The following is a 25,575-nucleotide window of genomic DNA, read 5'->3' as shown; positions in this document are numbered from 1 at the left end:
CCTGCGAACGCTCGCAAAACACCCATATCCGCTATCAAAACAATAGCTGCTTGCGCCCGTAACCATTGGGTTACGGCCATTTTCCCTTAGATATAGACGTCTGAACCGGCCCACGCGTGCCTGCACAAGCCTTGTGAATCACGGCTGAACACCCTCTTTTCCGGGCCTTTGGCGCTGTCTGCGCCGCCGCGCCCGGATTCCCTGCGAAAATGGCACCATGTTTACCGGAATCATTACCGGCTTGGGGCGCATCGTCGCCATCCAAAGCCTGGGCAGCTCTTCAGACCACGGCAAGCGCCTCACCATCGAGGCGCCTGCGGGTTACCTTGATGACGTGGGCCTGGGCGACAGCATCGCGCTCAACGGCGCATGCATGACGGCCACAACACTGGACCTTCCCCTCAATCGCTTCACCATCGACATTTCCGCCGAATCCCTGGCCAAAACCACCGGCTTGGCGGAAACCGGCCCCATCAACCTCGAAAAAGCCCTTCGTGCGCACGATCGCCTCGGTGGCCACATCGTTTCAGGCCATGTTGACGGCATTGGCAGCGTGACGCATTTCGCCCAGGTCGGCGAAAGCTGGGAGCTGCGCATTCGCGCCCCGCGCGAGCTCGGCAAGTACCTGGCCTACAAGGGCTCCATCACCGTCAACGGCGTGAGCCTGACCGTCAACCGCGTCACCGACCTGGCTGGCGACGCGGGCGGCACGGAAATCAGCATCAACCTCATTCCCCACACCGTGCAGAACACTGCACTGAGCCGGCTGGCCGCAGGCTCCGACGTCAATCTCGAGATCGACCTGATCGCGCGTTATGTCGAGCGCATGCTGGGCGACACCCATAACAACATCCTAAAAAAGCCCTGAACCATGACCACAGCCATTTCCCCTGTTGAAGACATCGTTGCCGACATGCGCGCCGGCCGTATGGTCATCCTGATCGATGAAGAAGACCGTGAAAACGAAGGCGACCTTGTGCTGGCGGCAGACCACGTCACGCCCGAGGCCATCAACTTCATGGCGCGTTTTGGCCGCGGCCTGATCTGCCTGACCCTGACCCGCGAGCGTTGCGAGCTGCTGCAGTTGCCGCCCATGGCCACGCGCAACGGCACCAAGCACTCCACCGCCTTCACCGTTTCCATTGAAGCCGCCGAAGGCGTGACCACCGGCATTTCAGCCGCCGACCGCGCCCGCACCGTGCAGGCCGCCGTGGCCAAAGACGCCAGGGTCACCGACCTGGTCCAGCCCGGCCACATCTTTCCGCTGCAGGCTGTCGATGGTGGTGTGCTGATGCGCGCCGGCCACACCGAAGCCGGATGCGACCTGGCCGGCATGGCCGGCTGCTCACCGGCCGCCGTCATTTGCGAAATCATGAAAGACGACGGCACCATGGCCCGGCTTCCAGACCTGCTGGTATTCGCGGCGGAGCACGGCCTGAAAATCGGCACCATCGCCGACCTGATCGAACACCGCAGCCGCAACGATTCGCTGGTGGAAAAAATCGGCAGCCGCACACTGCAAACCGCCTTTGGCGAATTCACCGCCCATGCCTTCCGGGACAAACCCAGCCAAAGCCTGCACCTGGCCCTGGTCAAGGGTGCGTGGTCTGCCGATGACGTCGTGTCCGCGCGGGTACATGAGCCTCTATCGGTGCTGGACGTTCTTGAAACGGGCCGCTCCATGCATTCGTGGAGTCTCGACCAGAGCCTCAAACACATCGCAGAACAAGGCAGGGGCGTTGCCGTGCTGCTCAATTGCGGTGAAAGCGCGGCGCAATTGCTCGCCCAGTTTGAAGGCACCGCGCGCGCCAGCCAGGCACCCGAACGCGGCCGCATGGACTTGCGAACCTACGGTGTGGGCGCACAGATTTTGCGTGAATGCGGCGTGCACCGGATGAACCTCATGGGTAACCCGCGCCGCATGCCGAGCATGACGGGTTACGGCCTTGAGATCGTGGGCTATACCACCAAAGACTAGTCACTTCGTTCCACAAAAATCAATCAAAGGGATACACCGTGTTTGGAGCAGAAAAAGGTTCAGGCGACAAGCTTGACGGCAAAAAACTTTCCATTGGCATCGTGCAGGCGCGCTTCAATGAAAGCATTACCAATGCGCTCGCAGAAGCCTGCAAACACGAGCTGTCCGCGCTGGGTGTGCAAGAGGACAACATCAAACACGTCAAGGTGCCCGGCGCACTGGAAGTCCCTGTTGCATTGCAGGCCTTGGCCGAAAGCAACAAATACGACGCGTTGATCGCCCTCGGTTGCATCATTCGCGGTGAGACCTACCATTTCGAACTGGTGGCCAATGAGAGCGGCGCCGCCGTCACGCGCCTGGCGCTTGACTACCAGTTGCCTATTGCCAATGCCATACTCACGACGGAAAACGTCGCACAGGCTGAAGCCCGGCAGGTCGACAAAGGGCGCGACGCCGCCCGCGTTGCCGTCGAAATGGCCAACCTGATCAATGAAATTGCCTGAGCGCCTGCTCCTGCATCCCTTAACCTGACTGGCACTTCATGGCAGACCCCATCACCAAACCCAAACGCCCGCCCCAAACCCGCACCGGCCTGACCGACACCGGCGTCAAAAAGGCGGCGGACAAATCCGCCCGCACGCGCGCACGCGAGTTCGCACTGCAGGCGCTCTACCAGCACCTGGTAGGCCGAAACGAAGCGGATTCGATTGACGCGTTTACCCGAGACCTCGTGGGTTTTCACAAAGCCGACTCCGCCCACTACGATGCGCTTTTGCATGGCTGCATCGAAGGCGCGGCAACGCTCGATGCAAACATCACGCCCCTGCTGGACCGGCCCATGGCCGAAATATCGCCGGTGGAGCATGCTGTGCTGTGGATAGGCGCCTATGAGTTCACCCACTGCCTCGATGTACCCTGGCGTGTCGTGATCAACGAGTGCATCGAGCTTGCCAAAGCCTTTGGCGGCACCGACGGCCACAAGTACGTCAACGGGGTCCTGAACAAAATGGCGCCCTCGCTGCGCGCCGTTGAAGTCGCTGCCGACAAATCCCGATAGGGGCTCGCCCCGTGAAAGGCCAGCCTTGAAAATCGCCCAGCGGGCTCAGCGGATTGAGCCCTTCTATGTCATGGAGGTTGCCAAAGCGGCCTCTGCGCTGGCGCAGGAATTTGCGCACAGCGCATCGCCCATGATCTTCCTGAACATCGGCGAGCCCGACTTCACGGCGCCGCCTCTGGTGCAACAGGCCGCAACCCGTGCCATTGAACATGGCACCACGCAATACACCCAGGCCACCGGCTTGCCGGCACTGCGTGAGCGCATCAGCGGCTGGTACTCCTCCCGCTTCGGGGCGCAGGTGGCGCCCAACCGCATCATCATCACCGCGGGCGCCTCCGCTGCCTTGCAACTGGCCTGCCTGGCCCTGATTGAGGCGGGGGACGAAATCCTGATGCCCGACCCGAGCTACCCCTGCAACCGGCATTTCGTCAGTGCGGCAGAAGGCAATGCGGTGCTGGTCCCCACCACCGCCGAAGAACGCTTTCAGCTGACCCGCGAAAAGGTGGAAGCGGCATGGAACTCCAAAACACGCGGCGTGCTGCTGGCTTCCCCGTCCAATCCCACGGGCACCTCGATTGCACCGGAAGAGCTGCAGCGCATCCACGAATTTGTGCACAGCCGCGGCGGCATCACGCTGATCGATGAAATCTACCTGGGCCTGAGCTACGAAGAGCACTTCGGCCATTCGGCGCTGGCCATGCCCGGCGAGCTGGGCCACAGCGTGATCAGCATCAACAGCTTCAGCAAATACTTCAACATGACCGGCTGGCGCCTGGGCTGGCTGGTGGTGCCCGAAGCGCTGGCGCCGGTGATCGAGCGCATCGCACAAAACCTCTTTATCTGCGCCAGCACCGTGGCCCAGCATGCCGCCCTGGCCTGCTTCGAGCCGGAGAGCCTGCAAGAGTACGAACGCCGCCGCGCCGAATTCAAGGCGCGCCGCGACTACTTCATCCCCGAGCTCAACCGCCTGGGGCTCACGGTTCCGGTGATGCCGGACGGCGCGTTTTATGCCTACGCCGACTGCACCGCCGCGGCCGCCAGACTGGGCGTCAGCGGCAGCTGGGACTTCGCCTTCGAGCTCATGAACCGCGCCCACCTGGCCGTCACGCCGGGCCGTGACTTCGGGCATGCGGCACCCGAACAGTTCGTACGGTTTTCCACAGCCAACTCCATGGACCAATTGAAGGAAGCCATCGCCCGTCTGGAGGCTGCCCTTGCCTAGTCAGAGGACGATCAAGTCAAACGTAGGCGGAAGTCCTTTCAAGCAGGGGCCGCGGGACTGGCTTCGCCAGACCGCAGGCGCAGCGGCCCCCTCGGGGGGCAGCGCATTACACGAAGTGAAAAGCGTGGGGGCCACATTCAGTTGGCCCGTGAGGGTGTATTGGGAAGACACCGACGCCGGCGGCATTGTTTTTTACGCGAACTACCTGAAATTTTTTGAACGTTCGCGCACTGAATGGCTCAGATCACTCGGTGTTGAACAACAGCGCCTGAGGGAAAGTACCGGTGGCATATTTGTGGTGGCAGAAACCAGCATCCGCTACCATCGCTCTGCCCGCCTGGACGATGAACTCATTGTTACGGCAAGCCTGGTCGAAGCAGGCCGCGCGTCCATGATAATCGGGCAGCAGGTGCTATTAAAAACAGAGCAAGAAGAGGGACTGCCACCCGTCCTGCTCTGTGAAGGAACCATACGGATTGGCTGGGTCGACGCCGCCAGCCTGCAGCCCAGGCGGATTCCTGCTGCCATTCTTGACAGCCTAAAAACTTGAGCAAAGCTTCAACATGAATCAAGACCTCTCCATCGTCAGCCTCATCCTCAATGCCAGCTGGGTCGTTCAGGCCGTGGTGGCGCTGCTGGTGGGCGTGTCCATTGCCAGCTGGGCCGCCATCTTCAGGAAGATCATTGCCCTGAAAAAAGTGCAAAAGCTCAATGATGAATTCGACCGCGAATTCTGGTCGGGTACGAGCCTCAACGACCTTTTCGCCGGTGCTGCGCAAAACGCCAAGCACTCCGGCCCCATGGAACGCATTTTTGCCAGCGGCATGCGTGAATACCAGAAGCTGCGCGAGCGCCGCATCACCGACGCCGGTACCCTGCTGGACGGCGCGCGCCGCGCCATGCGCGCAAGCTACCAGCGTGAGGTGGACGCGATCGAAGCCAATCTCTCCTTCCTTGCCACCGTTGGCTCCGTCTCGCCTTACGTCGGCCTGTTCGGCACGGTCTGGGGCATCATGCACGCCTTCACCGGCCTGGCGGCCCTGGAACAGGTCACGCTGGCCACGGTGGCACCGGGCATTGCCGAGGCGCTGGTCGCCACCGCCATCGGCCTGTTCGCCGCCATTCCGGCCGTGGTGGCCTACAACCGCTTCTCGCATGACATCGACCGCGTTGCCAACCGGCTCGAAACCTTCATCGAAGAGTTTTCCAACATCCTGCAGCGCAATCTGGGCGCCCAATCACCCTCCGGCCACTGAAATGTTGGCCCCCACGCTTTTCACTTCGTGTAATACGCTGCCCCCCAAAGGGGCTGGCCTTGCTCGGGGCGGCCCTTCGCTGCGGCCGTCCGTCTAGGAGACCGCCATGCCAGCAGTCAATTCCCGCCGCGGCCGCAACCGGCGCACCATCAGCGAGATCAACATGGTGCCGTTCATCGACGTCATGCTGGTGCTGCTCATCATCTTCATGGTGACCGCGCCGCTGATCACGCCCAGCATGATCGCGCTGCCCAAGGTCGGCAAGGCGCCCAGCCAGCCGCAAAATCCGGTGCAGATCCTGATCAGCAAGGATGAAACCGTGCAGATCAAGATCAAGACCGACAGCGTGCCCAGCAACGTGCGCAACGTCGCAGCTGACATCGCCCGGCTGGAGCCGGCCGTGAAAGCCGTCGGCGCCGAAGCTGTGCCCGTGGTCATCAGCGCCGACAAATCGATCAAGTACGAAACCGTGGTCCAGGTCATGGACAATCTGCAAAAAGCCGGGGTGTCGCGCGTAGGCCTTTCCGTGCAAACCGGCAACAAGTAGCCGCCCGCAACCCGCCATGCCCAGCGCCGCAGACCGCCTCGAATTCGGACCGCCCCGCGACAGCGGGTCGTTGCGCGCATTCGGGCTGGCCCTGCTTGCCCACATCCTGCTGATGGCCGCGCTGACCTGGGGCATCAACTGGAAGCACAGCGACAAGGCCGTGTCGTTCGATGCCGAAATCTGGTCCAGCGTGCCGCAGGCGGCGGCGCCCAGGCTGGTGGAAGCCCCCACCCCACCACCGCCTCCACCCGCGCCCCCAACACCGGAAGTGAAGACACCGCCGCCAGCGCCCAATGTCGACATCGCGCTGGAGCAGGAGAAAAAGCGCAAGCTGCTGCAGCAGCAAAAAGAAGCCGAGAACCAGCAGAAACTGAAACAGGAAAAGCTCAAGGCTGAGCAGTTGGCAAAGAAAGAAAAAGAACTGAAGGCCAAAGAAGAGCAGGCCAAGCGCAAAGCCGCCGAAGACGCCAAAAAGGCCGAAGCGAAGAAGCAGGACGCGAAAGACGACGAGAAGCAAAAGCTGGCTGACGCTGCGGCGAAAAAGCTGCGTGACGAAAACCTCAAACGGATGATGGGCCAGGCCGGCGCCACCGGCGGCGCCGAGGCCACTGGTACGGCTCAAAAGGCCAGCGGTCCATCGGCAAATTACAAAGGACGATTGGCCGCTTTGTTCAAGCGCAACATCACCTTTGCAAATCCTGAAAGTATTCAGGGAAACCCGAAAGCTATCGTCCAGGTGAAAGTCTCTTCCACAGGACTTATCATGAGTTCAAAGCTGAGCAAATCCAGTGGAGTGCAAGCTTGGGACGAGGCCGTTCTCCGGGCTGTAGAGAAGGCAGAACGCATTCCTCCAGACGAAAACGGCAAGGTGATTACAGACTTTCCCGTTGAATTCGGACCCAAGGACTAAGCCAAGCGCTACCTTTTTTATAGCTGCTTGCGCTCGTCTCTATTGGCCTAGAGGCCTGTTTCACTCATAAACAATCTGCACCAGCCCCTTGTCGGCCTGCGCCATCCAGCTGGCCAGTGCGGCATCGGTCGGGAAGAATTTGGCTGCCTCCCCCAGATGAAGCTCCGCTGCCACGCCGCCCGCCTCGCCTTGGCGCCTGAGGCTCAAGCGCACCGGCAAGCCGCGGCTTAGCTCTCCCTGGTCTGACATCTCGCGGCGCGGCGGGAAGTCCCTGACCAGCCGTGAAATATCCGGCGTGGTGCCATTGACCGCCACTCGCAGGTACTTGCCAAATTTGCAGCGGGCAGTTTCCAGGTCCCAGACCTGCGTGACCTTGAAGCGGCGGCCGAAGCGCTCCGACGCGCCCTGCAGCGTGCCCTGCACGATCACCAGTTCGTCGTCCTTGAGCAGGTTGCGGTTGGCGTTGAAGGTCGTTTCGTCCACCGAGGCTTCAAGCACGTCGGTCTTGTCGTCGAGCTTGAAAATGATCAGCTTGCCGCGGTTGCCGTTGATAACGCGCAGGTCGCTCAGAATGGCAGCCAGAAGCTGAGGTTCGCGCGAATCGATCAGGTCCTCGATCTTGCGTTTGGCGAACTGGCGCACTTCGGTTTCGACCTCGTCAAACAGGTGCCCTGAGAGGTAAAACCCGATCGCCGTTTTTTCCAGTACCAGCCGCGCCTTCACACCGAAAGGCATGGCCTCGACCAGCGCCGGCTCCTGGGTGCTGGCCGCGTGCGAGTCGGACATGTCGAACAGCCCGCCCTGGTTGGCGTTGGCTTCGGTCGCGGCGGCGAATTCAAAGGCGCGGTCCACCGACGCCAGCAGCGACGCACGGTTGAGTTGCAGGTTGTCAAAAGCTCCGCCCTTGATGAGGGCTTCCACCGTTCGCTTGTTGAGCCGGCTGCGGTCCACGCGCACGCAAAAGTCGTAGAGCGAGGTAAAGGGGCCGCCTTCCTTGCGCGCCGCCACGATGGCGGCAATCGCCTGCTGGCCCGTGCCCTTGACGGCGCCCAGGCCGTAACGCACCGATGTGGCACTGATCGGCTCGAAGCGGTAGTCGCCGCGGTTGATGTCGGGCGACTCGAACTGGATGCCCATCTTCTGCGCGTCACCGAACAGGATCTTGAGCTTGTCGGTGTCGTCCATTTCCACCGTCATGTTGGCGGCGAAGAATTCGGCGGTGTAGTGCACCTTCAGCCAGGCTGTGTGGTACGCCAGCAGCGCGTAGGCGGCGGAGTGCGACTTGTTGAAGCCGTAGCCCGCGAATTTTTCCATCAGGTCGAAAACCTCGTCGGCTTTCTCTTCGCTGAGACCGCCCTCGCCCGCGCCCTTGCGGAAGATCTCGCGCTGGGCGTCCATTTCCTCTTTTTTCTTCTTGCCCATGGCGCGGCGCAGCAAGTCGGCGCCGCCCAGCGAGTAGCCGCCCAGGATCTGCGCGGTCTGCATCACCTGCTCCTGGTAGACCATGATGCCGTAGGTTTCTTCGAGGATGGCCTTGACGCGTGGGTCCGGGTATTCGGGCACTTCCTTGCCCTGCTTGCGCGCGATGTAAGTCGGGATCAGCTCCATCGGCCCCGGCCGGTAGAGCGCGTTCATCGCAATCAGGTCTTCGAGGCGGTCCGGCTTCGCGTCTTTCAGCATGCGCTGCATGCCGATACTTTCAAACTGGAACACGGCTTCGGTCTGGCCCCGGCCGAACAGCTCGTAGACCTTCCGGTCATTCAGCGGAAGGTCCTCGAACTTGAAGTCCTTTTGCGCCGGGTGGCGCGCGATGATGAACTCCCGGGCGATTTCCAGGATGGTCAGCGTGGCCAGGCCCAAAAAGTCGAACTTGACCAGGCCGATCGCTTCCACGTCGTCCTTGTCGAACTGGCTCACGGCGGAATCGCTGCCAGGCTGGGCATAGAGCGGGCAAAAATCGGTCAGCTTGCTGGGCGCGATCAGCACGCCCCCAGCATGCATGCCGACATTGCGGGTCAGGCCCTCGAGCTTTTGCGCGAGCGCCAGCAGGGTTTGTACATCCTCTTCCTTGCGCTCGCGCTCGGCCAGGATGGGCTCCTGCTCCTTTGCCTGTTCAATCGTGATGTGCTGGCCCGGCTTGTTCGGAATCAGCTTGGAAATGCCGTCGCAAAAGCCATACGGGAAGTCGAGCACGCGGCCCACGTCGCGGATGGCGGCGCGCGCGGCCATGGTGCCGAAGGTCACGATCTGGCTCACGGCTTCCTTGCCGTATTTGTCTTTCACATAATCGATCACGCGGTCGCGGTTGCTCTGGCAAAAATCGATGTCGAAGTCGGGCATGGAAACCCGTTCCGGGTTCAGGAATCGCTCGAACAGCAGGTTGTACTGCAGCGGGTCCAGGTCGGTGATCTTGAGCGAATACGCCACCAGCGAACCGGCGCCGGAGCCTCGGCCCGGGCCCACCGGGCAGCCGTTGTTCTTGGCCCAGTTGATGAAATCACCCACAATCAGGAAGTAGCCTGGGAAACCCATCTTGAGGATGGTGTTGATCTCGAACTCCAGGCGCTCCACATAGGATGGCCGCTTCTGCTCGCGCACGGCCACGTCGCGGTACAGGTGAGCCAGGCGTTCCTCCAGCCCTTCAAACGACGCGTGGCGGAAGTATTCGTTGATCGGCATGCGCACGCCATTGACTTCCGGCGTGGGATAGTCGGGCAGCATGGGTTTTCCCAGCTCCAGCGTGAGGTTGCAGCGCCGGGCAATTTCCACAGTGTTGGCCAGCGCGGTGGGCACATCGGCAAAAAGCGCCGCCATCTGCGCGGTCGACTTGAAGTACTGCTCCCGCGTGAACTTGCGCACGCGGCGCGTATTGCCCAGGATTTCGCCTTCCGAAATACACACACGGGCCTCATGCGCCTCGTAATCGTCGTAGGTCAGGAACTGCACCGGATGGGTCGCCACCACCGGCAGCTTGAGCCGTGCCGCCAGCTGGACGGCGGCCGCCACATGACGTTCGTCATCGGGACGCTGGGCGCGTTGCAGTTCGAGGTAAAAACGGTGCGGGAAGAGGCCCGCAAAGTACAGCGCACATTCCACGGCGCGCGCGCTGTCGCCCTGCAGCAGCGCCTGGCCCACAGCGCCGCCCTGCGCGCCCGACAGCGCAATCAGGCCTTCATTGAGTTCCTGCAGCCACTCAAGCTTCACCACCGCCTGGTCGCGCACCACGTTTTTGGTCCAGGCCCGCGTCAGGATCTCGGACAGGTTCAGGTAGCCCTGGCGGTTTTGCACCAGCAGCAGGAGGCGCGCGGCCGGCGCCCCGGCGTCCTTGCCCGGCACCTGCACCCATACATCGGCACCAATCAGGGGTTTGACACCAGCACCCCGGGTTTCCTTGTAAAACTTGACGGTTCCGAACAGATTGCTGAGGTCCGTGATGGCCAGGGCCGGCTGGTGGTCAGCAGCCGCAGCGGCCACGACTTCATCGATGCGGTTGGTGCCGTCGACGACTGAAAATTCGGTGTGAAGGCGCAAATGAACAAACATAAAGGTCATTTTAGGGCCGAGGCTGTCCGCTGAGGCGCCGTGACGCAGTGCAAGGCCCTGCATGCCTGCCTACAATCAACCGGATCATGCAAATCCTGAACATTGCGGCCTATAAATTCGTCACGCTGGCGCACCCTGCGATGCTGCAGGGCAGCATCGAACAGGCGCTCCAACAACGCGCGATCAAAGGCACGGTACTGCTGGCAGAAGAAGGAATCAACCTCTTCCTGGCGGGCACGGCGGCAGATATTCATGATTTTTTGGCATGGCTGAAACAGGATGCCCGCTTCAGCGACCTGCAAGCCAAGGAAAGCTGGTCAAGTGCCCAGCCGTTTCGCAAGCTGCTGGTCAAGGTCAAGCCGGAAATCATCCGCATGAACCACCCCGCCATCCAGCCAGCCGCCGGGCGCGCGCCGGCCGTGGATGCCGCCACGCTCAAACGCTGGCTTGACACAGGCTGCGACGACACGGGCCGACCGGTGGTGACGCTGGACACCCGCAATGACTTTGAGGCCGATGTCGGCACCTTCAAAAACGCCATTGACTGGCGCATCAGCAAGTTCACGGAATTTCCCCAGGCCCTGGTGGCAAACCGGCAGGAGCTTGCGGGCAAGACCGTCGTGAGCTTCTGCACCGGCGGCATTCGCTGCGAAAAGGCAGCCATCTTCATGCGCGAAGCCGGGGTGGAAAACGTCTGGCAGCTCGAGGGTGGCATCCTCAAGTATTTTGAGGAAAGCGGACGCGCGCATTTTGACGGTGAATGTTTTGTGTTTGACGAGCGGCGCGCCCTGGACCCTGAACTGAAACCTCAGGTCAATCCCGTGGCCAAGCCGCTTTCAAGGCCCGTTCCCACGGCCATCCCCACTGCATTCGAGGCCTTGTCTGACAGCTGAAGGCCGGGTGCCGTGCAAAGCTTTTAAGCCGCTCATTGCTATCACACCGAACTTCACCGTTTCCCTTTTGTGCATGTCATGGGTCAGCCTTCTGTCGCGCCCATCCACACGGTAGCCATCATGCCTACAGAACCATCACTCTCCCGCTCCCACACGCTTCAGGCGCGGCAGTCTCCGCTGGCCATGCGCTTTATGGCCATCAGGGCGCAGACCGAAGCCCTGATCGAGCCCCTGAGCCCCGAGGACTGCCAGCTCCAGTCCATGCCGGACGCCAGCCCTGCCAAATGGCACCTGGCTCACCTGACCTGGTTCTTCGAGACTTTTATCCTCGAGCGTTTTGAATCCGGTTTCAAGCCGTTTGATTCAGGCTTCAGGGTGCTGTTCAACAGCTACTACAACGGTGTGGGCGACAAATACCCACGGCCCAAACGCGGGCTGATCAGCCGGCCCTCCCTCGACGAAGTGCTGGCCTACCGTGCCCAGGTCGACCAGCGCATGCTGGAAGTGATTGCGCAGGTAGAGGCCGGTAATGACACCGCGCAGCACAAAGAGTTGGCCGAACTGGTCACCTTGGGCCTGCACCACGAGCAACAGCACCAGGAACTGCTGCTGACGGACATCAAGCATGCACTGTCTTTCAACCCCGCGCGCCCGGCCTATGCCAGCCGCTGGCCGCTGGCGGGCATACACCCACAGCCGGTGAACTGGATGCGCCACGACGCGGGTCTGGTGGAACACGGCTTTGACGCGGGACGCGACGGTGGGTTTGCCTTCGACAACGAAACGCCCCGCCACAAAGTTTATGTGGCGGCCTTCGAGCTGGCCAGCCGGCCCGCCACCAACGGCGAGTTCATGGCCTTCATCGCCGACAGGGGCTATCAGCGCCCGGAGTTGTGGCTTTCCATGGGCTGGGATTGGGTGACTGAGAACGGCGTTAGCCTGCCCTTTTACTGGCAGGGCAGCGAAGGGAGTTACCAGCACTTCACGCTGCAAGGGCTGATTGATGTAGACCCGAACACGCCGGCCTGCCACCTCAGCTACTTCGAAGCCGATGCCTTTGCGCGCTGGGCCGGTGCACGCCTGCCGACAGAGTTTGAATGGGAGCTGGCAGCGCGCAGCGTGGTGGCCAGCCCCGTGCCGCAGGGAAACTTTGTGGAAAAGGCGGCATACCACCCCCTGCCGCAGCAGGAGGAAAGCCACGGCCTGCCGGCCCAGATGTACGGCGACGTCTGGGAATGGACGCAGTCCAACTACAACCCCTACCCCGGCTACAAGCCCTGGGAAGGCCTGGTGGGTGAATACAACGGCAAGTTCATGTGCAACCAGTTTGTGCTGCGCGGCGGCTCGTGCGCCACACCACAAAGCCACATACGCGCCAGCTACCGCAACTTTTTCCCGCCCGATGCCCGCTGGCAGTTCAGCGGCCTGCGCCTGGCGCGTGACCTGCCCGACGGCCGGCTCTGAACTATTCGCGCAACACGTCCAGCACGTCCGAGTTGAACTCGCGGTTGTACAAAATCAGCACCACCACGGCGGTGGCCAGCGCAAACGCAAAGGTGGAAAAAAACCAGGCCATGATGCCGAAGCTGAAGTAGTAGGCCCGGAGCCCGTCGTTAAAAGTTTCCGCCGCCAGGCTCACCATGCGGCTGGCGCGTGTGGCAAACGCTTCACGGTCGAACTTCCCCACCTCAAACTCCTGCGGTGACGGCATGGAGCCAATCAGCAGGGCGACAAAGGTGTACTGGCGCATGGACCAGCTGAAGCGGAAAAACGCGTAGACAAACACCGCCACCATCAGCAGCACCTTGAGGTCAAAAATCAGCACCGAGGTGCGCACGGCAAACGGGATTTCGCGCACCAGCTCGGCCGCTTTGTCGGTGGTGCCCAGCAGCGCGAACAACCCGCCGATGATGATGATCGTGGTGGACGAGAAAAAAGCCGGCGTGCTGGAGAGGTTCTGCGTGATGATGCCGTCGATCACGCGCGGGTCGCGCGAGGTGGCCTGTATCAGCCAATGGTGCCGGTAACGGTTGGTGGTGCGCAGCAGCGAAGGCCGCTTGACCCCATAGTGCCGGGCAAACCAGGCATAGCCCATCCAGCCGCCAAAGAACCAGGCGATGGCCATCCAGTCGGACCAGGGAAGCAGGCTGAAAATTTGCATCGCGTGATCTTAAACGCTGGGCTTTCCCTCAAAAAGCTTTTGCCTGACTTGCCGGGCCTCAGCCCGCGGTGAACTTCCGCTCGGGCAACGGGATGAATTCGGTCTCCCCGGGCACCTGCCCCATGGCCTGGGCGGCCCAGTCCTCACCGGCCTGCACGATGCGTTCCTTGCGGCTGGAAACAAAGTTCCACCACATGAAGCGGTGCGCATCCAGTGCGTCGCCACCGATCACCACCAGGCGCGCCGGGGTGTTTGCGCTGAGCTGTACTGCTGTGCCGGGTAAAAGGGTCGCCAGCGTGTGCATCGCCAGCGGCTCGCCGTCCAGCAGCAGGTCGGCGTCCACCGCATACAGCGCCATCTGCGCTGCCAGTGGCGGCAACGTGAAAGGCGTGCCCGCCGCGAGCGCCACATCCAGGTAGAGTGTTTTTGAGAAAGTCTTGACGGGTGAGGCTTTTCCGAATGCCTCACCGACCAGGACACGCACCACCGCGCCGTCCACGGACACCTCTGGGATGCTGTCCGCAGGCGTGTGTGAAAAACCGGGTGCTGTTTCTTCAAACTCTGCGGGCAAGGCAGCCCACAGCTGCAAGCCGTGGTTTACATATGCAGTACCACGCAGGTCGTCGGGCGCGCGCTCCGAATGCACAATGCCCCGCCCTGCCGTCATCCAGTTGATGGCACCGGGTTCTATGCGCTGGGCAGAGCCGATGCTGTCGCGGTGCATCATGGCGCCTTCGAACAGATAGGTCACGGTGGCCAGGCCGATATGCGGATGCGGCCGCACGTCATGGCTGGTACCGGGGTGTTCAGTCACCGGGCCGAAGTGGTCAAAGAAAATGAAAGGGCCAACCGATTGCTGCTGCGCAGAAGGTAGCAGGCGGCGCACCATGAAGCCGCCGCCCAGGTCCTTGTGATGCCCGGTCAGTTTCAGTGCAGCGCTCATGTCAGCCGTTCCACGTCCGTCGTGATTTCCGTCGTGACGGTGCTCATGAGTTTGTGCACCGGGCATTTCTGGGCAACGGTGTGCAATTCCTGCAACTGGGCATCCGTCAGGGCGCCCTTGATCTGGAGTTTGGTGGCAAGCTTGTAAACGCCGGCGCGCTCCTGAGAGTCGTCCCGTTCAACCCGCGTCTTTATCTCGTCGACGGGAATGCCCTTCTTGCGGGCGTACCACATCACGGTAACAGCCTTGCAGGCGCCGAGCGCCGCGTCATAGAGGTCATGGGGCGAGGGGCCGGCATCGTCACCGCCTTCTGCCAGTGACGCATCGGTAATCAGCGCGTGGCTGCGAATTTGCAGATGCTGGGCCAGCTCCGCCGGAGGATTGCGCCTGAGTTCAACGGTCATGACAATTCCTGTAAAAAAGAAAAAGAATCAGGGAGCGAATCTCGCTGCGATACCGGCCACGCGCCGTCCGAAGTTGCGGGCGTTGTCCAGGTCGCCTGCGTTCATTTCGCCGGCACCTGCATCCGATGGCGATTGTGCGACAGCGCCACTGTAAGAGCCGAGGTAGTTGGTGTCGCTGCGCACCGCCGCCTTGCTGTTGCTGGGCAGCACGCCCTGGCTGACCCAGATGCCGCCATGCTGCATGGCCAAAGTAAAGAGGTAATTCAGCGTCGACATCTTGTCACCGCTCATGGCTGCGCTGTTGGTGAAGCCGGCAAACAGCTTGTCCTTCCACGCCTGGGTGTACCAGGGTTTGGAGGAAGCATCGGCAAACTTCTTGAACTGCCAGCTGACGCTGCCCATGTAGGTGGGTGATCCCATGATGATGGCGGTGGCGGCATCGAGGGTTTCCCAGCCGCCTTCGGGCAGGTTGCCTTCGGCATCAATAGCTACCAGTTCAGCGCCCGCGCCCTCGGCGACTGACTGCGCCATTCGCTGGGTATGGCCGTAGCCGGAGTGGTAAATCACGACAACTTTGGGCATTCCGGGTCTTTCGCAGGAAGATGAATAAAGGAGAAGGATGAAATCTGGAACCCGCCAAAACAAAAAAAGCCGCAGCCGGGCGTGAACCCTGCTGCAGCCTTGCCGGCGAATCAGCCCTTGAGCTTGGCGTCCAGGCTCCAGGCGCCGCCGCCCCAGGCCGCCACGGTGAGCAGGCCGCCGACCACGGCGATGTTCTTGAAGAACATCAGTTGCTGCATCATGGCTTGCTCGGCGGGCACGCCCCAGTAGTTGTGGAAGATGAAGGTGATCACCACGGTGAAGAGCGCGATGCCGAGCGCGGCCCAGCGCGTCATGAAACCGACCAGCAGCAACAGGCCCAGTCCCAGCTCAATCGCAATGGCGGCAGCCGCGGCGACTTCGGGCAGCGGCACACCTTTGGAGGCGATGTAGCCGGCCGTTCCGGCAAAGCCGGCGATCTTGCTGAAGCCGGCAGGCACGAATAGCAAAGCCAGCAGCACGCGGCCGATGAGGGAAAGAGGGTTTTGCAGGGAATTGAGCATGACGAGTCCTTATAAATAAAGTAAACGGGGAAATGATGGAGGAAAAAAACACTCTGGGCAAGCGCCATGCGGCTGTACGCATTCGGCGCCCGACCTGGGTGATGGGTTACGGCATGTGACCGGGCGTTACGGTGCCAGGTCAAACACCAGCACCTCGGCGTCCTGGCCGTGGCCCAGTTGCAGTGTGCCTTCTGCCTGCAGCGCAGCGGCATCGCCGGCCTTCAGCACCTGGCCGTTGACTTCAAGCTGTCCGCGAATCAGGAACACATAGGTCTTGCGCTTCGCGTCGAGCGGCAACGTGGCGGTTTCCGCGCCGTTGAAGAGGCCTGCATAGAGCCTGGCATTGGCATGGATCAGCACCGAGCCCTGGCTGCCGTCGGGCGAAGCCACCAGCCGCAACGTGCCGCGCTTTTCAGCATCGGCAAATGTTTTTTGTTCGTAGCTGGGAGGAATGCCGGTCACATTGGGCTCGATCCAGATCTGCAGGAAATGCGTGGTCTGGCCGTCTGCGTGGTTGAACTCGCTGTGCTGCACACCGGTGCCCGCGCTCATGCGCTGCACATCACCGGGCGGGATGCCCTTGATGTTGCCGATGCTGTCCTTGTGCGCCAACTCACCGCTCAGCACATAGCTGATGATTTCCATGTCCTTGTGGCCGTGGGTGCCGAAGCCGCGGCCGGCGGCAATGCGGTCTTCATTGATGACCCGCAGGTTGCCAAAACCCATGTGGGCCGGGTCGTAATAGCCGGCAAACGAAAAGGAATGAAAAGATTTGAGCCAGCCGTGATCGGCGTAACCGCGTTCGCCGGATGTTCTTAAAGTCATCATGAGGTGCTCCTTTCAAGGTGCGTTGAACTGCGTTGCAATGACTCCAATGTAGGCGCGGGCAGCCCACTTTTCATTGCTGCGTTTTGATGGCATCATTCAAATTATTTGAATGATATTTCCCCCAATGACCAATAACCGGATTCGCGACGCCCTGACCCCGGAGAGCCTCAGCCTGATTGGCGCCGTGCACCGGACCGGCAGCATGGCGGCTGCGGCACGCGAGCTGGGCCTGGTTCCCAGCGCCCTCACCTACCGCATCCGCCAGGTGGAAGATGCCCTCGATGTGCTGCTGTTTGACCGCTCTTCGCGCCAGGCCAAACTGACCGAGGCCGGCAAGGAATTGCTGCGTGAAGGCAACCGCCTGCTGGCCGAACTCGACGCCGTGGCCAATCGCGTCAAGCGCGTCGCCACCGGCTGGGAACCGCAGCTCACGCTGGCTGTGGACAGCGTGATCTCGCGCACCACCGTGATGGAACTGTGCGAAGCTTTTTTTGCCCTGAACCCACCCACACGCCTGCGGATTCGCGAAGAAGCGCTGTCGGGCACGCTGGAAGCGCTTACCTCCGGCCAGGCAGACCTGGCCATCGGGGTGGCCATGGAACCATCCGTCAATACCTCGGTGCAACACAAGACACTGGGCAGCATTCATTTCATTTATGCCGTGGCGCCCCATCACCCACTGGCAAAAGCTGCTGAACCGATAACGGATGCGATGCTGATGCCCCACCGGGCCGTGGCCGTGGCGGATTCCGTGCAGCGTGGCAGCGGCATCACTGTGGGCCTGCTCGGCGGCCAGGACATTTTTACGGTGCCCGGCATGCAGGAAAAACTGCAGGCCCAACTGCGGGGACTGGGCGGCGGCTTTTTGCCTGAATACCTTGCGCGTCCGCATGTCGCCACCGGGAGGCTGGTCGAGAAAAAAATGCAGCGAGCCCCACGCCTCGTGCCCATGAGCTATGCGTGGCTGCGCGTCGTGGACGGCCATGGCGGGCGGGCGCTGCAGTGGTGGCTGAAGCAACTGGAAAATCCCGCCACACGAAAAGCCCTGCTGGAGCGTGACCAGTCTGCATGAAAACCCGTAGTGGCACGCAATATCTGCGCATGCGCTGCGGCTGCGTGTAGAGTGTGCTTGAAACAGGTTCTTAAAGTTTTCGTTTATGGTTGAGATGTGATGACATACGCCGGGACGCCGCAAATCACTTGAATGATCCGCAGTACGCCCATTCGTCAAACCGCACAAAGTACAAAGATATGACAAAAAAATCCATCCGATCCCCTGAATCCGCGGCTCCGCGCCGCATTGCCGTCATAGGCGCAGGCATTGCGGGCATTGCCTGCGCCCGCACCCTGGTGCAGGCCGGGCACCGCGTCACCGTGTTTGAAAAAAGCCGGGGCGCCGGCGGCCGGATGGCCACACGCGAAAGCGAATTCGGCGGTTTTGACCACGGCACGCAATATTTCACCGTGCGGGACGCGCGCTTTGAAAAAGCCCTGACCACCGCTACCGGGCTGGTCCGGCCCTGGAGCGCCAACACCGTGCGCATCCTCGATGAACTCGGCCGTGTCGTGGCCTCGGCGCTGCCGCCCAAGGAAGCCCACTGGGTCGCCTCACCCGGCATGAACGCACTGGTGCGGCTGTGGGCCCAGCCCCTCGATGCTGCCGGCCAGCTAGCGCTGGAAACTGAAGTCATGCGGATCGAACCCGACAAGCTGCACGCCAGCCAGTGGCAATTGCAAACCGAAGGGCCCGGCGCAGACAGCCGCGTCCATTCGGGTTTTGATACCGTCATTCTGGCGGTGCCGTCTTCGCAGGCGCAGGCCCTGTTGCTCAGTTCACAACAGGCCAAGCCCCTGGTGGCCGAGCTGTCCGAGGTTAGCGTTGCGCCCTGCTGGACGTTGATGCTGGCCTTTCCGCAGGCGATGCAGCCCACGATGGCGCACCTGGGGCCCCACTGGAATGCAGCGCGCAGCACGCACCACCGCATTGCCTGGCTGGCGCGGGAATCGTCCAAGCCTGGGCGCAGCCCGATCGAACGCTGGACCGTGCAGGCAAGCCCGGAATGGTCGGAACGCCACCTGGAAGACGATGCCGAGCGCGTCAAGGCCAAGCTGCTGAAGGCCTTCACAGAAGTGACGGGCATCCGCGCCCAGCCGTCACACGCGGCGGTGCACCGCTGGCGCCACGCCCAAACGCAGCAACCGCTGGGCAAAACCCACGCCTGGGACGCCAAATCGCGCATTGGCGCCTGCGGCGACTGGTGCCTCGGCCACCGTGTCGAAGACGGCTTTGTCTCGGGCCTTGAGATGGCCCTCGAAATTTGTTAGCCCCCACGCTTGTCGCTTCGCGTGCCTGCGGCGGCTCGCTGCCCCTGTCACCTGAAGTAGGGGCTGGCCTTGCTTGGGGCGGCCCGGCGCGGCGGCCGCCAGGTTAGCCTTCTCATAGTTCCTTCTGCTTATGGCCTCGGGCTACAAAGGTAGATTTTCCCCTTCGCCCACAGGCCCGCTTCACGCGGGTTCGCTGGTAGCGGCCCTGGCCAGCTGGCTGGATGCCCGGGCGCACCGTGGCCGCTGGCTGGTACGCATCGAAGATGTCGATACCCCGCGCTGCGTGCCTGGCGCGGATCGCGTCATTCTTGAACAACTCGCCTGTTGCGGCCTGGTACCCGATGAAGCACCGGTTTACCAGTCACAACGCGGCGCCCTGTACCAGAACGCCCTGGATTCACTGGTCACCCGCGGCCTGGCCTACTCCTGTGCCTGCACACGGCAGGACATTGCGCGGGCGCTGGCCGCGTCCGGGCAGCCACGCGAACGCCATGGCGAACTGGTGTACCCGGGCACCTGCCGCAACGGGCTGCATGGCCGTGCTGCACGTGCGTGGCGGTTTTTGACGCCAAATTATGTGCCAAATAGTGCCCTGGCCCAATCAGAACTTGCGCGAGCAGCTATAAATTTAATAGCAACTGATGCCACGCCAGCGGCCGCCGCACAGGCCGAAATCAGCTGGGATGACCGCCGCCTGGGCACACAGATGCAAAACGTCAGCCGTGAGGTCGGCGACTTTGTCCTCAAACGGGCGGACGGCCTCTGGGCCTACCAGCTGGCCGTGGTGGTAGACGACGCAGCCCAGAGCATCACCGACATCGTCCGCGGCGAAGACCTTGCCGACAACACCGCGCGGCAAATCCTGCTGCAGCGCGCACTCGGCCTGCCGCTGCCGCGTTACCTGCATACGCCGCTGGTGCTGGGCCCGAACGGCGAAAAACTGTCCAAGCAGAACGGCGCCCAGCCGCTGGACACCGCCCGCCCCCTGGCGCTGCTGGTCCAGGCCGGCCAAACGCTGGGGCTGGAGGTTGAGCGTATAGCCAACGCAGCGACACCCGCCGCCTGGCTACAACTGGCCGTGCCGCTCTGGGCGACTAAAATCACAGGGTGATTCAAACCTCTCCCCCTGTGCCGCCTGCCTCACCCGAAGGCGCGCCCGCCGACACCCATCCTCCCCACAACATCCGCAGCTTTGTGCGCCGCACCGGCCGCACCACCGCGGGCCAGGCCAAGGCCTTTGCCGATGTGGGCCCGAAGTTTTTGCTGCCGTATGCCGATGCACCACTGGATTTTGAAAAGGCCTTTGGGCGCAACGCTCCCACGATCCTTGAAATAGGTTTTGGCATGGGCGAGGCCACGGCGCACATTGCCGCACTGATGCCCGAAAAGAACCTCCTTTGCTGCGAAGTGCATACGCCCGGCGTGGGCGCCCTGCTCAAACGCATCGACGAACAGAAGCTGTCCAACATCCGCATCCTGCAGCACGATGCGGTCGAAGTGATTGACGACATGCTCCCCCGCGCCAGCCTCGACGGCGCGCACATCTTTTTCCCGGACCCCTGGCACAAGAAAAAACACAACAAGCGCCGGCTGATCCAGCCACCGCTGATCACCAAACTCGCGGCCCGCCTCAAGCCCGGCGGCTACCTGCATTGCGCGACCGACTGGCAACCCTATGCCGAACAGATCCTGGAAGTACTGGGCGCCGAGCCGCTGTTGAAAAATACGGCAGACAGCAGTGCTGGTGGCTATGCCCCCAAGCCAGCCTACCGCCCATTGACCAAATTTGAAAACCGCGGCATCAAGCTGGGGCATGGCGTCTGGGACGTCGTGTTTGTGCGTGCGTGATCTTGCGGCTGCGCGGGTGTGAGCAAAACACCCAAGCTCGGGCTGCATGGTTTGGCCACGCGGGCCGGCATCAGCCCCAGTTGCGTCGGCCTGCCGGCCGGCAGCTGGCCCAGCATCACAGACTTTCTTGTTGAACGCTTTCCGGCCATCTCGCGCGAGGTATGGTTGCAACGCATGCAGGACGGCCTGGTGGTCGATGAATTCGGTGAAGCCGTCACCGCCGAACGCCCCTACCGTGGCCACATGCGCGTGTACTACTACCGCGCACTGGACGAAGAACCCCGCATTCCGTTTGAAGAGTCCGTGCTGTTTCAGGACGAACACCTTGTCGTGGCCGACAAGCCGCATTTCTTGCCTGTGACGCCCTCCGGCCACTACCTGCAGGAGACCCTGCTGGTGCGCCTGAAAAACCGGCTCGGCATCGACGGCCTGGTGCCGATTCACCGCATCGACCGTGAAACCGCAGGCCTGGTGCTGTTCTCCGTCAACCCGGCGGAGCGTGATGCCTACCAGTCATTGTTCCGCCGGCATGAGGTCACGAAGCATTACGAAGCCGTGGCGCCATGGCGCGGCGATATTGGCTTTCCCCTCACACGCAAAAGCCGCATCGTCGAAGACGAACCTTTTTTCCGGCAGCGTGAAATAACGGGTGAGCCCAACAGCCACACGCAGATCGATGTGATCGAGGTACGCGGCGACCACGCGCTGTATGCCCTCAACCCCGTAACGGGCAAGAAGCACCAGCTGCGCGTACACATGAATGCGCTCGGCCTGCCACTGCTGAATGACCGCATGTATCCGCCGGTCGAAGTGACACCGGAAGACGATTATCGCTATCCGCTGCAGTTGCTGGCCAAGTCCATTGCGTTCACGGACCCGGTAACAGGCGAGCAACGACGCTTTGAAAGCCGGCTGGCGCTGCGGGGCCTGCGGCCTTGATGAGGCCTTGGCATATGTCCGCCAAGCCGAGCTGGCCATGACCCAGTGCATCTGCTCAAACACAGCCGCAAACACTAGCCCTCTGTGGGAACTAACGTAAAAATGATCGGACCACCAACACAAGTGGCGAAGCCGCCTTCTGCCGTTGCGGGTCCGTGTCGATTGACATGTTATGCGTTGCCATCACCGGCGAGAGATTCCAATGCTTCCGACGCCGCGACATTCACTTCTTCCTTCTCCTCAGCAGCTGTCGGGCTGTCAACCATGCGCCGAAGATCCTTTGACAAGGCCGAACACAACTCCGACGACAGCCGGATGATGGAAACAATGACTTCGTACTTCCAGCTTTCGTCGTCCGTGGCGAAGACTCGACGCAGGTAGGGGACGAGCGGTACGCCTATGCTCGCAAAGAACGGACAGAGGATCGTGGCCACCGGCCAATTGCGGTCCTGGGTCCACTCTAGAAGTGCGGGAACAATGGGTTCAACTTCGGCGAAGCTGCGACCCGCAACATCACGTGCGACTTGCAGATCACTCTTGTGACGTGGCACCAGTGCGGCGAGTTCAGTACGCATAACGTTTGAGATGATAGGCTGCCGAAGGCGGTCCTCTCGATTCAAGGGTTAGGCCTCGCTGCTACGGCGAATGCCTTCTTCGAGCGCGAAGAACTGTGGATTGCGCGATGCCATCGGGCCGCGAAGCTTATCGATCTCCGCTTCTGGCGCGTGGACCTCGAACCTGACGATCTTTGCGATCTTCAGCGCTTGGCCAAGCAATTCAGCAACGTTCTCACGATGTGCGAGCAGGGCGGCTGCGTCTACGTATCCCTCGCGACAGTGGGCGACGTTGCCGCTGAAAGAGAAGGCGTAGTGCAGGCAACCCGGCTCCGTGCCCGTCTTGGCGACGAGCTTCTGCGCCAGAGCTTTGAAAGCGTCAAGTTGTCCGTCTTGGACCTCGAAATACGGCACCAAGGTGCAGCAGGTGTCAAGCGTAAACATTCATGTTTCCTGTGGTTCTCACGGGCGATATGCCCGCGCCAATTCTGCGCGTAGTGACTCACCTGGGTGCGAGAGAGACAATGATGAGGCGCTGCAGTTGCCGAAGAGCCCTCGCGATGCCTAAGGTTTGAGTTCAGCGGCCGCCGAAGGTGGTCCGCTGGAACGGTGGATCAGGCGCCGCGTTGGACCACGACTTCCCACAACGCTTTCTTGCGAACGTACTTGTTGGTCGTCTGGTGTTCCCTGGACAAGACCTGCCATCCGGTTGCGAACAGTTCGTCGACGCCCTGCGCATCAAAGAACCTCTTGGCCTGGCCGTCAACAAGGTAGTAGTTGGGCTCAATGGCAGGATGCCCAGTGGCTCCAAAGTTCTTGTCCTGGACCGAGTTCAGCCGGCACAAGAGCAGCCCACCCGGCTTGAGCGTCTGCCTGATCCGGCTCACAAGTTCCAGGGTTTCTTGCCATGGAAAGTAGTGCAGGGTAAGGCTTGCCACAACGGCACCAGCTTCGCCAGGGAGAAGGGGAAACGGATCCCTGATGTCCTGGCATGAGATGCGTGCCTGAGGTGCCCGGAGCCTCGCAGCGGCGACAGAGGTGGCGGAAAGATCGAAGGCGAGAACAGAAAGGCCGGCACCGACCAAGGTGGACGTGTCTGCGCCCGTTCCACAGCCGATCTCAAGCACCGGCTGTGAGCCAACGGACTCCTGGAGCATCGGAAGCCATCGGCCAAGCCACGGGTCGTGGAGCATGTGTTTCTTGATTCCTAACGTTTGAGGTGAACGGTTGACGCAGGCAGTCCGCTGGAATGATGGGGTAGGTTTTTCATGGGCGTGCGAAAAGTGCAATTGGCTTACATCCGCCGGTCGTGCCGCCTAATGCGCCCTTTTGATTTGTTGAGCAGCGAGTTGCGCCGTCCTCTTGATTCCATCTCGGTACGCCTCAACCAGCTCCCCCGCTCTACTGAGGGCATCCTCGAACGATGCGAAGGTGTAATTCGCGTTGGCGGTGATCTCGTCATCCGAATTTTTGTTGGCGTCTGCGCCATAACTGATGGACTGCGAATAGATCGAATCTTCTGTCTTTATATCTACGAGTTCAAACGAGATATTCAATCTGGGTGCGAACGTCGTCTTTAGCCGACTGGAATAAAGTCCCATATTCGATATGGTCACTGTCAGTATGCTGTCCGCGGTGATTGCGCTATTTTTGTAGTCAATCGAAGTTGGGTCGTCCTTTTCATATTTGATTCCATCTCCCGGTATGGCGCTTTGGTTGGCCTCCTTCAAAGCACTCAAGGTGGCAGATGCAAGTTCCTCTTGTACGTTGAAGGCCTGCTTTTCCAGCGCCGCCTTAAGTTCGTTGATTCGATTCTTTTCAACCCCCTTTTTCACGAAGAAGGCCGGGCCGGGAAAGATAATATCCAGGCCGTTTGGCGCATTTTCAATTGAAAACTTCTCTACCGGCTGAACGGAGGCTACGGCGATAACTCTTTCACCGGGAGTCAAACTCGCCTCTGCTGCAGATAATTGCAATGGAAGAATCGAGATAAAGAATAGTGCGATGGTTGTTCGAGTTAAGTGGATCATGTCGTGGGCATAGCGTTTAAAAATTTAATGAAACCTGACATTGGAGTTGGCCGGCACGCAGTGGCAATGCGCCGCCAGACGCATGCTTCTGCACACGGCCCGCTCCGCATTGCCGCGGCGTGTCCGTGTCGAGCGACCCGTTAGACCGCGGAACCCTGCTAAGGACGTCGCTGGACAAAGAGCCTCCATGCGGGGTATCCGGCAAGTAGCAGGCAAGTGGCGAGCATTGCGACAAAGCCATAACCCGACACGATGCCCGGCGCCAGCCACTCGACCAAGCCCACGATGGCAAAAAACCAGACAAGCCCCATCGCGAAGAGCGCGCCAATGAAATGAATGGCCTTGGACATGGGTGGCTACTCTTATGCGACCTGACGTTTGAATTCAGCGGCCGCCAATGGCGGTCCGCTGGAATGATGGATTAAACCGCACGCTTGAAAGCAAGCATGGAAACTGCGGCCACAAGAGACAGCTTTGAAAGCAGCGGGAGGTATACCGAAAGAACGTGACCCAAAGGAGCTTCGTCATATTCGACGAAGACCACTGCGCGCCAGATTTCAGCGGGACGACCAACGCCGACCGGCAAAAAGAATAAGTTCCAGAGCAAACCGCTGAGGCCAGCTATGGCGAAGCAAGCACCAGCAAGCCATGAGTGACGAAGCCATACAAACACGGCTAGAGCAAGCCATAAAAGCGGCAAGCCCCAGAGCGATAGCTTCGTGAGTCGATGTGCGATGGAGTCCATGAGGTCTAACGTTGGAGGCCACCGGCACGCAGCAAGCGCTGCGCAGCGGCTATCTGCTGCTGAGTGTCCGCGTGGGCCGAAATGTTAAGCGGCACGATTCACCGCCTGCGACTTAAAGGCAACAACAAACTCTTTCGCCTGCTCAAATGTTTCCGGATAGCTTGTCTTCTGCCGCCCGCCTGATTCCGTTGGCTCATAAACCGACTGAAATAGAAAGCCGTGCTCCACCAAAAGCTGCACCTTTTTCCATTGAAGAGTGTCAACTGCGGCAGGTGCTGAGAATTTGCGA

At 61.1% G+C, this 25,575-nt stretch carries 30 protein-coding genes; 16 read left to right on the top strand and 14 right to left on the bottom strand.

The window, feature by feature from the left end:
* Positions 1–217: 217 nt before the first annotated feature.
* From AC1DWQ_RS06795 to tolA, 9 genes are all read left to right on the top strand, one after another.
* Positions 218–868 (top strand): riboflavin synthase, encoded by a 651-nt coding sequence (locus AC1DWQ_RS06795; protein ID WP_477668967.1) that lies wholly within the window; start codon positions 218–220, stop codon positions 866–868.
* A gap of 3 nt (positions 869–871) precedes the next feature.
* Positions 872–1,978 (top strand): bifunctional 3,4-dihydroxy-2-butanone-4-phosphate synthase/GTP cyclohydrolase II, encoded by a 1,107-nt coding sequence (ribBA, locus tag AC1DWQ_RS06790; protein WP_477668966.1) that lies wholly within the window; start codon positions 872–874, stop codon positions 1,976–1,978.
* A gap of 38 nt (positions 1,979–2,016) precedes the next feature.
* A complete protein-coding gene (gene ribH / locus AC1DWQ_RS06785; protein ID WP_457280242.1) occupies positions 2,017–2,481 on the top strand; it encodes a 6,7-dimethyl-8-ribityllumazine synthase in 465 nt (154 codons plus the stop codon).
* Between the two features lie 38 nt (positions 2,482–2,519).
* On the top strand, positions 2,520–3,035 hold the full coding sequence (nusB, locus tag AC1DWQ_RS06780; RefSeq protein WP_477668965.1) for a transcription antitermination factor NusB: 516 nt from the start codon (positions 2,520–2,522) through the stop codon (positions 3,033–3,035).
* 25 nt (positions 3,036–3,060) lie between these two features.
* Positions 3,061–4,257, top strand: coding sequence for a pyridoxal phosphate-dependent aminotransferase (locus AC1DWQ_RS06775; RefSeq protein ID WP_477668964.1), 1,197 nt, complete (start codon positions 3,061–3,063; stop codon positions 4,255–4,257).
* 115 nt (positions 4,258–4,372) lie between these two features.
* Positions 4,373–4,807: a tol-pal system-associated acyl-CoA thioesterase gene (ybgC, locus tag AC1DWQ_RS06770; RefSeq protein ID WP_477668963.1), complete on the top strand. Its 435-nt coding sequence runs from the start codon at positions 4,373–4,375 to the stop codon at positions 4,805–4,807.
* A gap of 13 nt (positions 4,808–4,820) precedes the next feature.
* Positions 4,821–5,513, top strand: coding sequence for a protein TolQ (tolQ, locus tag AC1DWQ_RS06765; protein ID WP_457280238.1), 693 nt, complete (start codon positions 4,821–4,823; stop codon positions 5,511–5,513).
* Between the two features lie 106 nt (positions 5,514–5,619).
* Positions 5,620–6,060, top strand: a complete 441-nt coding sequence (locus AC1DWQ_RS06760) for a biopolymer transporter ExbD (RefSeq protein ID WP_477668962.1) — start codon at positions 5,620–5,622, stop codon at positions 6,058–6,060.
* Between the two features lie 268 nt (positions 6,061–6,328).
* The gene (gene tolA / locus AC1DWQ_RS06755) at positions 6,329–6,970 is read left to right on the top strand and encodes a cell envelope integrity protein TolA (protein WP_477668961.1); all 642 of its coding nucleotides are present in this window, start codon (positions 6,329–6,331) and stop codon (positions 6,968–6,970) included.
* A 60-nt stretch (positions 6,971–7,030) separates the two neighbouring features.
* On the opposite strand, the gene dnaE is transcribed toward tolA, so the two are convergent.
* Positions 7,031–10,513: a DNA polymerase III subunit alpha gene (gene dnaE / locus AC1DWQ_RS06750; RefSeq protein ID WP_477668960.1), complete on the bottom strand. Its 3,483-nt coding sequence runs from the start codon at positions 10,511–10,513 to the stop codon at positions 7,031–7,033.
* 86 nt (positions 10,514–10,599) lie between these two features.
* Between dnaE and AC1DWQ_RS06745 the strand changes: the two genes are divergently transcribed.
* Complete coding sequence (locus AC1DWQ_RS06745; RefSeq protein ID WP_477668959.1) at positions 10,600–11,406, top strand: sulfurtransferase; 807 nt, start codon at positions 10,600–10,602, stop codon at positions 11,404–11,406.
* Positions 11,407–11,526: 120 nt separating this feature from the next.
* A complete protein-coding gene (egtB, locus tag AC1DWQ_RS06740; protein ID WP_477668958.1) occupies positions 11,527–12,870 on the top strand; it encodes an ergothioneine biosynthesis protein EgtB in 1,344 nt (447 codons plus the stop codon).
* Position 12,871: 1 nt separating this feature from the next.
* Here the strand turns inward: egtB and AC1DWQ_RS06735 are convergent, their stop codons facing one another.
* The 6 genes from AC1DWQ_RS06735 to AC1DWQ_RS06710 form a co-directional block, all read right to left on the bottom strand.
* On the bottom strand, positions 12,872–13,567 hold the full coding sequence (locus tag AC1DWQ_RS06735) for a DUF599 domain-containing protein (RefSeq protein ID WP_477668957.1): 696 nt from the start codon (positions 13,565–13,567) through the stop codon (positions 12,872–12,874).
* Between the two features lie 58 nt (positions 13,568–13,625).
* Positions 13,626–14,510 (bottom strand): pirin family protein, encoded by an 885-nt coding sequence (locus tag AC1DWQ_RS06730; RefSeq protein ID WP_477668956.1) that lies wholly within the window; start codon positions 14,508–14,510, stop codon positions 13,626–13,628.
* Entirely contained in the window at positions 14,507–14,914 is a 408-nt protein-coding gene (locus tag AC1DWQ_RS06725) for an OsmC family protein (RefSeq protein WP_477668955.1), read from the bottom strand. The genes AC1DWQ_RS06730 and AC1DWQ_RS06725 overlap by 4 nt, the downstream gene beginning before the upstream one ends.
* 27 nt (positions 14,915–14,941) lie before the next feature.
* Positions 14,942–15,496 (bottom strand): flavodoxin family protein, encoded by a 555-nt coding sequence (locus AC1DWQ_RS06720; protein ID WP_477668954.1) that lies wholly within the window; start codon positions 15,494–15,496, stop codon positions 14,942–14,944.
* A gap of 110 nt (positions 15,497–15,606) precedes the next feature.
* The gene (locus AC1DWQ_RS06715; RefSeq protein WP_477668953.1) at positions 15,607–16,017 is read right to left on the bottom strand and encodes a DoxX family protein; all 411 of its coding nucleotides are present in this window, start codon (positions 16,015–16,017) and stop codon (positions 15,607–15,609) included.
* Positions 16,018–16,143: 126 nt separating this feature from the next.
* The gene (locus tag AC1DWQ_RS06710) at positions 16,144–16,845 is read right to left on the bottom strand and encodes a pirin family protein (protein WP_477668952.1); all 702 of its coding nucleotides are present in this window, start codon (positions 16,843–16,845) and stop codon (positions 16,144–16,146) included.
* A gap of 124 nt (positions 16,846–16,969) precedes the next feature.
* Here AC1DWQ_RS06710 and AC1DWQ_RS06705 point away from each other — a divergent pair, with 124 nt between their 5' ends.
* The 5 genes from AC1DWQ_RS06705 (at position 16,970) to AC1DWQ_RS06685 (ending at position 21,957) form a co-directional block, all read left to right on the top strand.
* On the top strand, positions 16,970–17,917 hold the full coding sequence (locus tag AC1DWQ_RS06705; protein ID WP_477668951.1) for a LysR family transcriptional regulator: 948 nt from the start codon (positions 16,970–16,972) through the stop codon (positions 17,915–17,917).
* 179 nt (positions 17,918–18,096) lie between these two features.
* Positions 18,097–19,170, top strand: coding sequence for an NAD(P)/FAD-dependent oxidoreductase (locus tag AC1DWQ_RS06700; RefSeq protein ID WP_477668950.1), 1,074 nt, complete (start codon positions 18,097–18,099; stop codon positions 19,168–19,170).
* Between the two features lie 130 nt (positions 19,171–19,300).
* The gene (gluQRS, locus tag AC1DWQ_RS06695; protein WP_477668949.1) at positions 19,301–20,281 is read left to right on the top strand and encodes a tRNA glutamyl-Q(34) synthetase GluQRS; all 981 of its coding nucleotides are present in this window, start codon (positions 19,301–19,303) and stop codon (positions 20,279–20,281) included.
* Between the two features lie 17 nt (positions 20,282–20,298).
* On the top strand, positions 20,299–21,018 hold the full coding sequence (gene trmB, locus AC1DWQ_RS06690; protein WP_477668948.1) for a tRNA (guanosine(46)-N7)-methyltransferase TrmB: 720 nt from the start codon (positions 20,299–20,301) through the stop codon (positions 21,016–21,018).
* Between the two features lie 18 nt (positions 21,019–21,036).
* Entirely contained in the window at positions 21,037–21,957 is a 921-nt protein-coding gene (locus AC1DWQ_RS06685; RefSeq protein WP_477668947.1) for an RluA family pseudouridine synthase, read from the top strand.
* A gap of 170 nt (positions 21,958–22,127) precedes the next feature.
* Here AC1DWQ_RS06685 and AC1DWQ_RS06680 read toward each other — a convergent pair whose 3' ends face one another.
* From AC1DWQ_RS06680 to AC1DWQ_RS06650, 7 genes are all read right to left on the bottom strand, one after another.
* On the bottom strand, positions 22,128–22,532 hold the full coding sequence (locus AC1DWQ_RS06680; protein WP_477668946.1) for a DUF5071 domain-containing protein: 405 nt from the start codon (positions 22,530–22,532) through the stop codon (positions 22,128–22,130).
* Positions 22,533–22,580: 48 nt separating this feature from the next.
* Positions 22,581–22,955: a putative quinol monooxygenase gene (locus AC1DWQ_RS06675; protein WP_477668945.1), complete on the bottom strand. Its 375-nt coding sequence runs from the start codon at positions 22,953–22,955 to the stop codon at positions 22,581–22,583.
* 170 nt (positions 22,956–23,125) lie between these two features.
* Positions 23,126–23,668, bottom strand: coding sequence for a class I SAM-dependent methyltransferase (locus tag AC1DWQ_RS06670; protein ID WP_477669602.1), 543 nt, complete (start codon positions 23,666–23,668; stop codon positions 23,126–23,128).
* 159 nt (positions 23,669–23,827) lie between these two features.
* Positions 23,828–24,541: a hypothetical protein gene (locus AC1DWQ_RS06665; protein WP_477668944.1), complete on the bottom strand. Its 714-nt coding sequence runs from the start codon at positions 24,539–24,541 to the stop codon at positions 23,828–23,830.
* Positions 24,542–24,699: 158 nt separating this feature from the next.
* Complete coding sequence (locus AC1DWQ_RS06660; RefSeq protein WP_477668943.1) at positions 24,700–24,891, bottom strand: hypothetical protein; 192 nt, start codon at positions 24,889–24,891, stop codon at positions 24,700–24,702.
* Positions 24,892–24,962: 71 nt separating this feature from the next.
* The gene (locus AC1DWQ_RS06655) at positions 24,963–25,286 is read right to left on the bottom strand and encodes a hypothetical protein (RefSeq protein ID WP_477668942.1); all 324 of its coding nucleotides are present in this window, start codon (positions 25,284–25,286) and stop codon (positions 24,963–24,965) included.
* 84 nt (positions 25,287–25,370) lie between these two features.
* The coding region (locus AC1DWQ_RS06650; RefSeq protein ID WP_477668941.1) for a hypothetical protein at positions 25,371–25,575 on the bottom strand (205 nt) is incomplete at its 5' end.

The sequence above is a fragment of the Polaromonas sp. P2_G11 genome (assembly GCF_056403595.1).
The sequence above is the reverse complement of the archived record's forward strand: the minus strand, read 5'-3'. Positions and strand labels throughout refer to the sequence as shown.

Excerpts from the sequence above, each read along its gene's own strand:
- AC1DWQ_RS06795 (WP_477668967.1), top strand. The coding sequence starts at position 218 with ATGTTTACCGGAATCATTACCGGCTTGGGGCGCATCGTCGCCATCCAA.
- ribBA (WP_477668966.1), top strand. The coding sequence starts at position 872 with ATGACCACAGCCATTTCCCCTGTTGAAGACATCGTTGCCGACATGCGC.
- nusB (WP_477668965.1), top strand. The coding sequence starts at position 2,520 with ATGGCAGACCCCATCACCAAACCCAAACGCCCGCCCCAAACCCGCACC.
- tolQ (WP_457280238.1), top strand. The coding sequence starts at position 4,821 with ATGAATCAAGACCTCTCCATCGTCAGCCTCATCCTCAATGCCAGCTGG.
- AC1DWQ_RS06760 (WP_477668962.1), top strand. The coding sequence starts at position 5,620 with ATGCCAGCAGTCAATTCCCGCCGCGGCCGCAACCGGCGCACCATCAGC.
- dnaE (WP_477668960.1), bottom strand. The coding sequence starts at position 10,513 with ATGTTTGTTCATTTGCGCCTTCACACCGAATTTTCAGTCGTCGACGGC.
- AC1DWQ_RS06745 (WP_477668959.1), top strand. The coding sequence starts at position 10,600 with ATGCAAATCCTGAACATTGCGGCCTATAAATTCGTCACGCTGGCGCAC.
- egtB (WP_477668958.1), top strand. The coding sequence starts at position 11,527 with ATGCCTACAGAACCATCACTCTCCCGCTCCCACACGCTTCAGGCGCGG.
- AC1DWQ_RS06735 (WP_477668957.1), bottom strand. The coding sequence starts at position 13,567 with ATGCAAATTTTCAGCCTGCTTCCCTGGTCCGACTGGATGGCCATCGCC.
- AC1DWQ_RS06730 (WP_477668956.1), bottom strand. The coding sequence starts at position 14,510 with ATGAGCGCTGCACTGAAACTGACCGGGCATCACAAGGACCTGGGCGGC.
- AC1DWQ_RS06725 (WP_477668955.1), bottom strand. The coding sequence starts at position 14,914 with ATGACCGTTGAACTCAGGCGCAATCCTCCGGCGGAGCTGGCCCAGCAT.
- AC1DWQ_RS06720 (WP_477668954.1), bottom strand. The coding sequence starts at position 15,496 with ATGCCCAAAGTTGTCGTGATTTACCACTCCGGCTACGGCCATACCCAG.
- AC1DWQ_RS06715 (WP_477668953.1), bottom strand. The coding sequence starts at position 16,017 with ATGCTCAATTCCCTGCAAAACCCTCTTTCCCTCATCGGCCGCGTGCTG.
- AC1DWQ_RS06710 (WP_477668952.1), bottom strand. The coding sequence starts at position 16,845 with ATGATGACTTTAAGAACATCCGGCGAACGCGGTTACGCCGATCACGGC.
- AC1DWQ_RS06705 (WP_477668951.1), top strand. The coding sequence starts at position 16,970 with ATGACCAATAACCGGATTCGCGACGCCCTGACCCCGGAGAGCCTCAGC.
- AC1DWQ_RS06700 (WP_477668950.1), top strand. The coding sequence starts at position 18,097 with ATGACAAAAAAATCCATCCGATCCCCTGAATCCGCGGCTCCGCGCCGC.
- gluQRS (WP_477668949.1), top strand. The coding sequence starts at position 19,301 with ATGGCCTCGGGCTACAAAGGTAGATTTTCCCCTTCGCCCACAGGCCCG.
- AC1DWQ_RS06680 (WP_477668946.1), bottom strand. The coding sequence starts at position 22,532 with ATGCGTACTGAACTCGCCGCACTGGTGCCACGTCACAAGAGTGATCTG.
- AC1DWQ_RS06675 (WP_477668945.1), bottom strand. The coding sequence starts at position 22,955 with ATGTTTACGCTTGACACCTGCTGCACCTTGGTGCCGTATTTCGAGGTC.
- AC1DWQ_RS06670 (WP_477669602.1), bottom strand. The coding sequence starts at position 23,668 with ATGCTCCAGGAGTCCGTTGGCTCACAGCCGGTGCTTGAGATCGGCTGT.
- AC1DWQ_RS06665 (WP_477668944.1), bottom strand. The coding sequence starts at position 24,541 with ATGATCCACTTAACTCGAACAACCATCGCACTATTCTTTATCTCGATT.
- AC1DWQ_RS06660 (WP_477668943.1), bottom strand. The coding sequence starts at position 24,891 with ATGTCCAAGGCCATTCATTTCATTGGCGCGCTCTTCGCGATGGGGCTT.
- AC1DWQ_RS06655 (WP_477668942.1), bottom strand. The coding sequence starts at position 25,286 with ATGGACTCCATCGCACATCGACTCACGAAGCTATCGCTCTGGGGCTTG.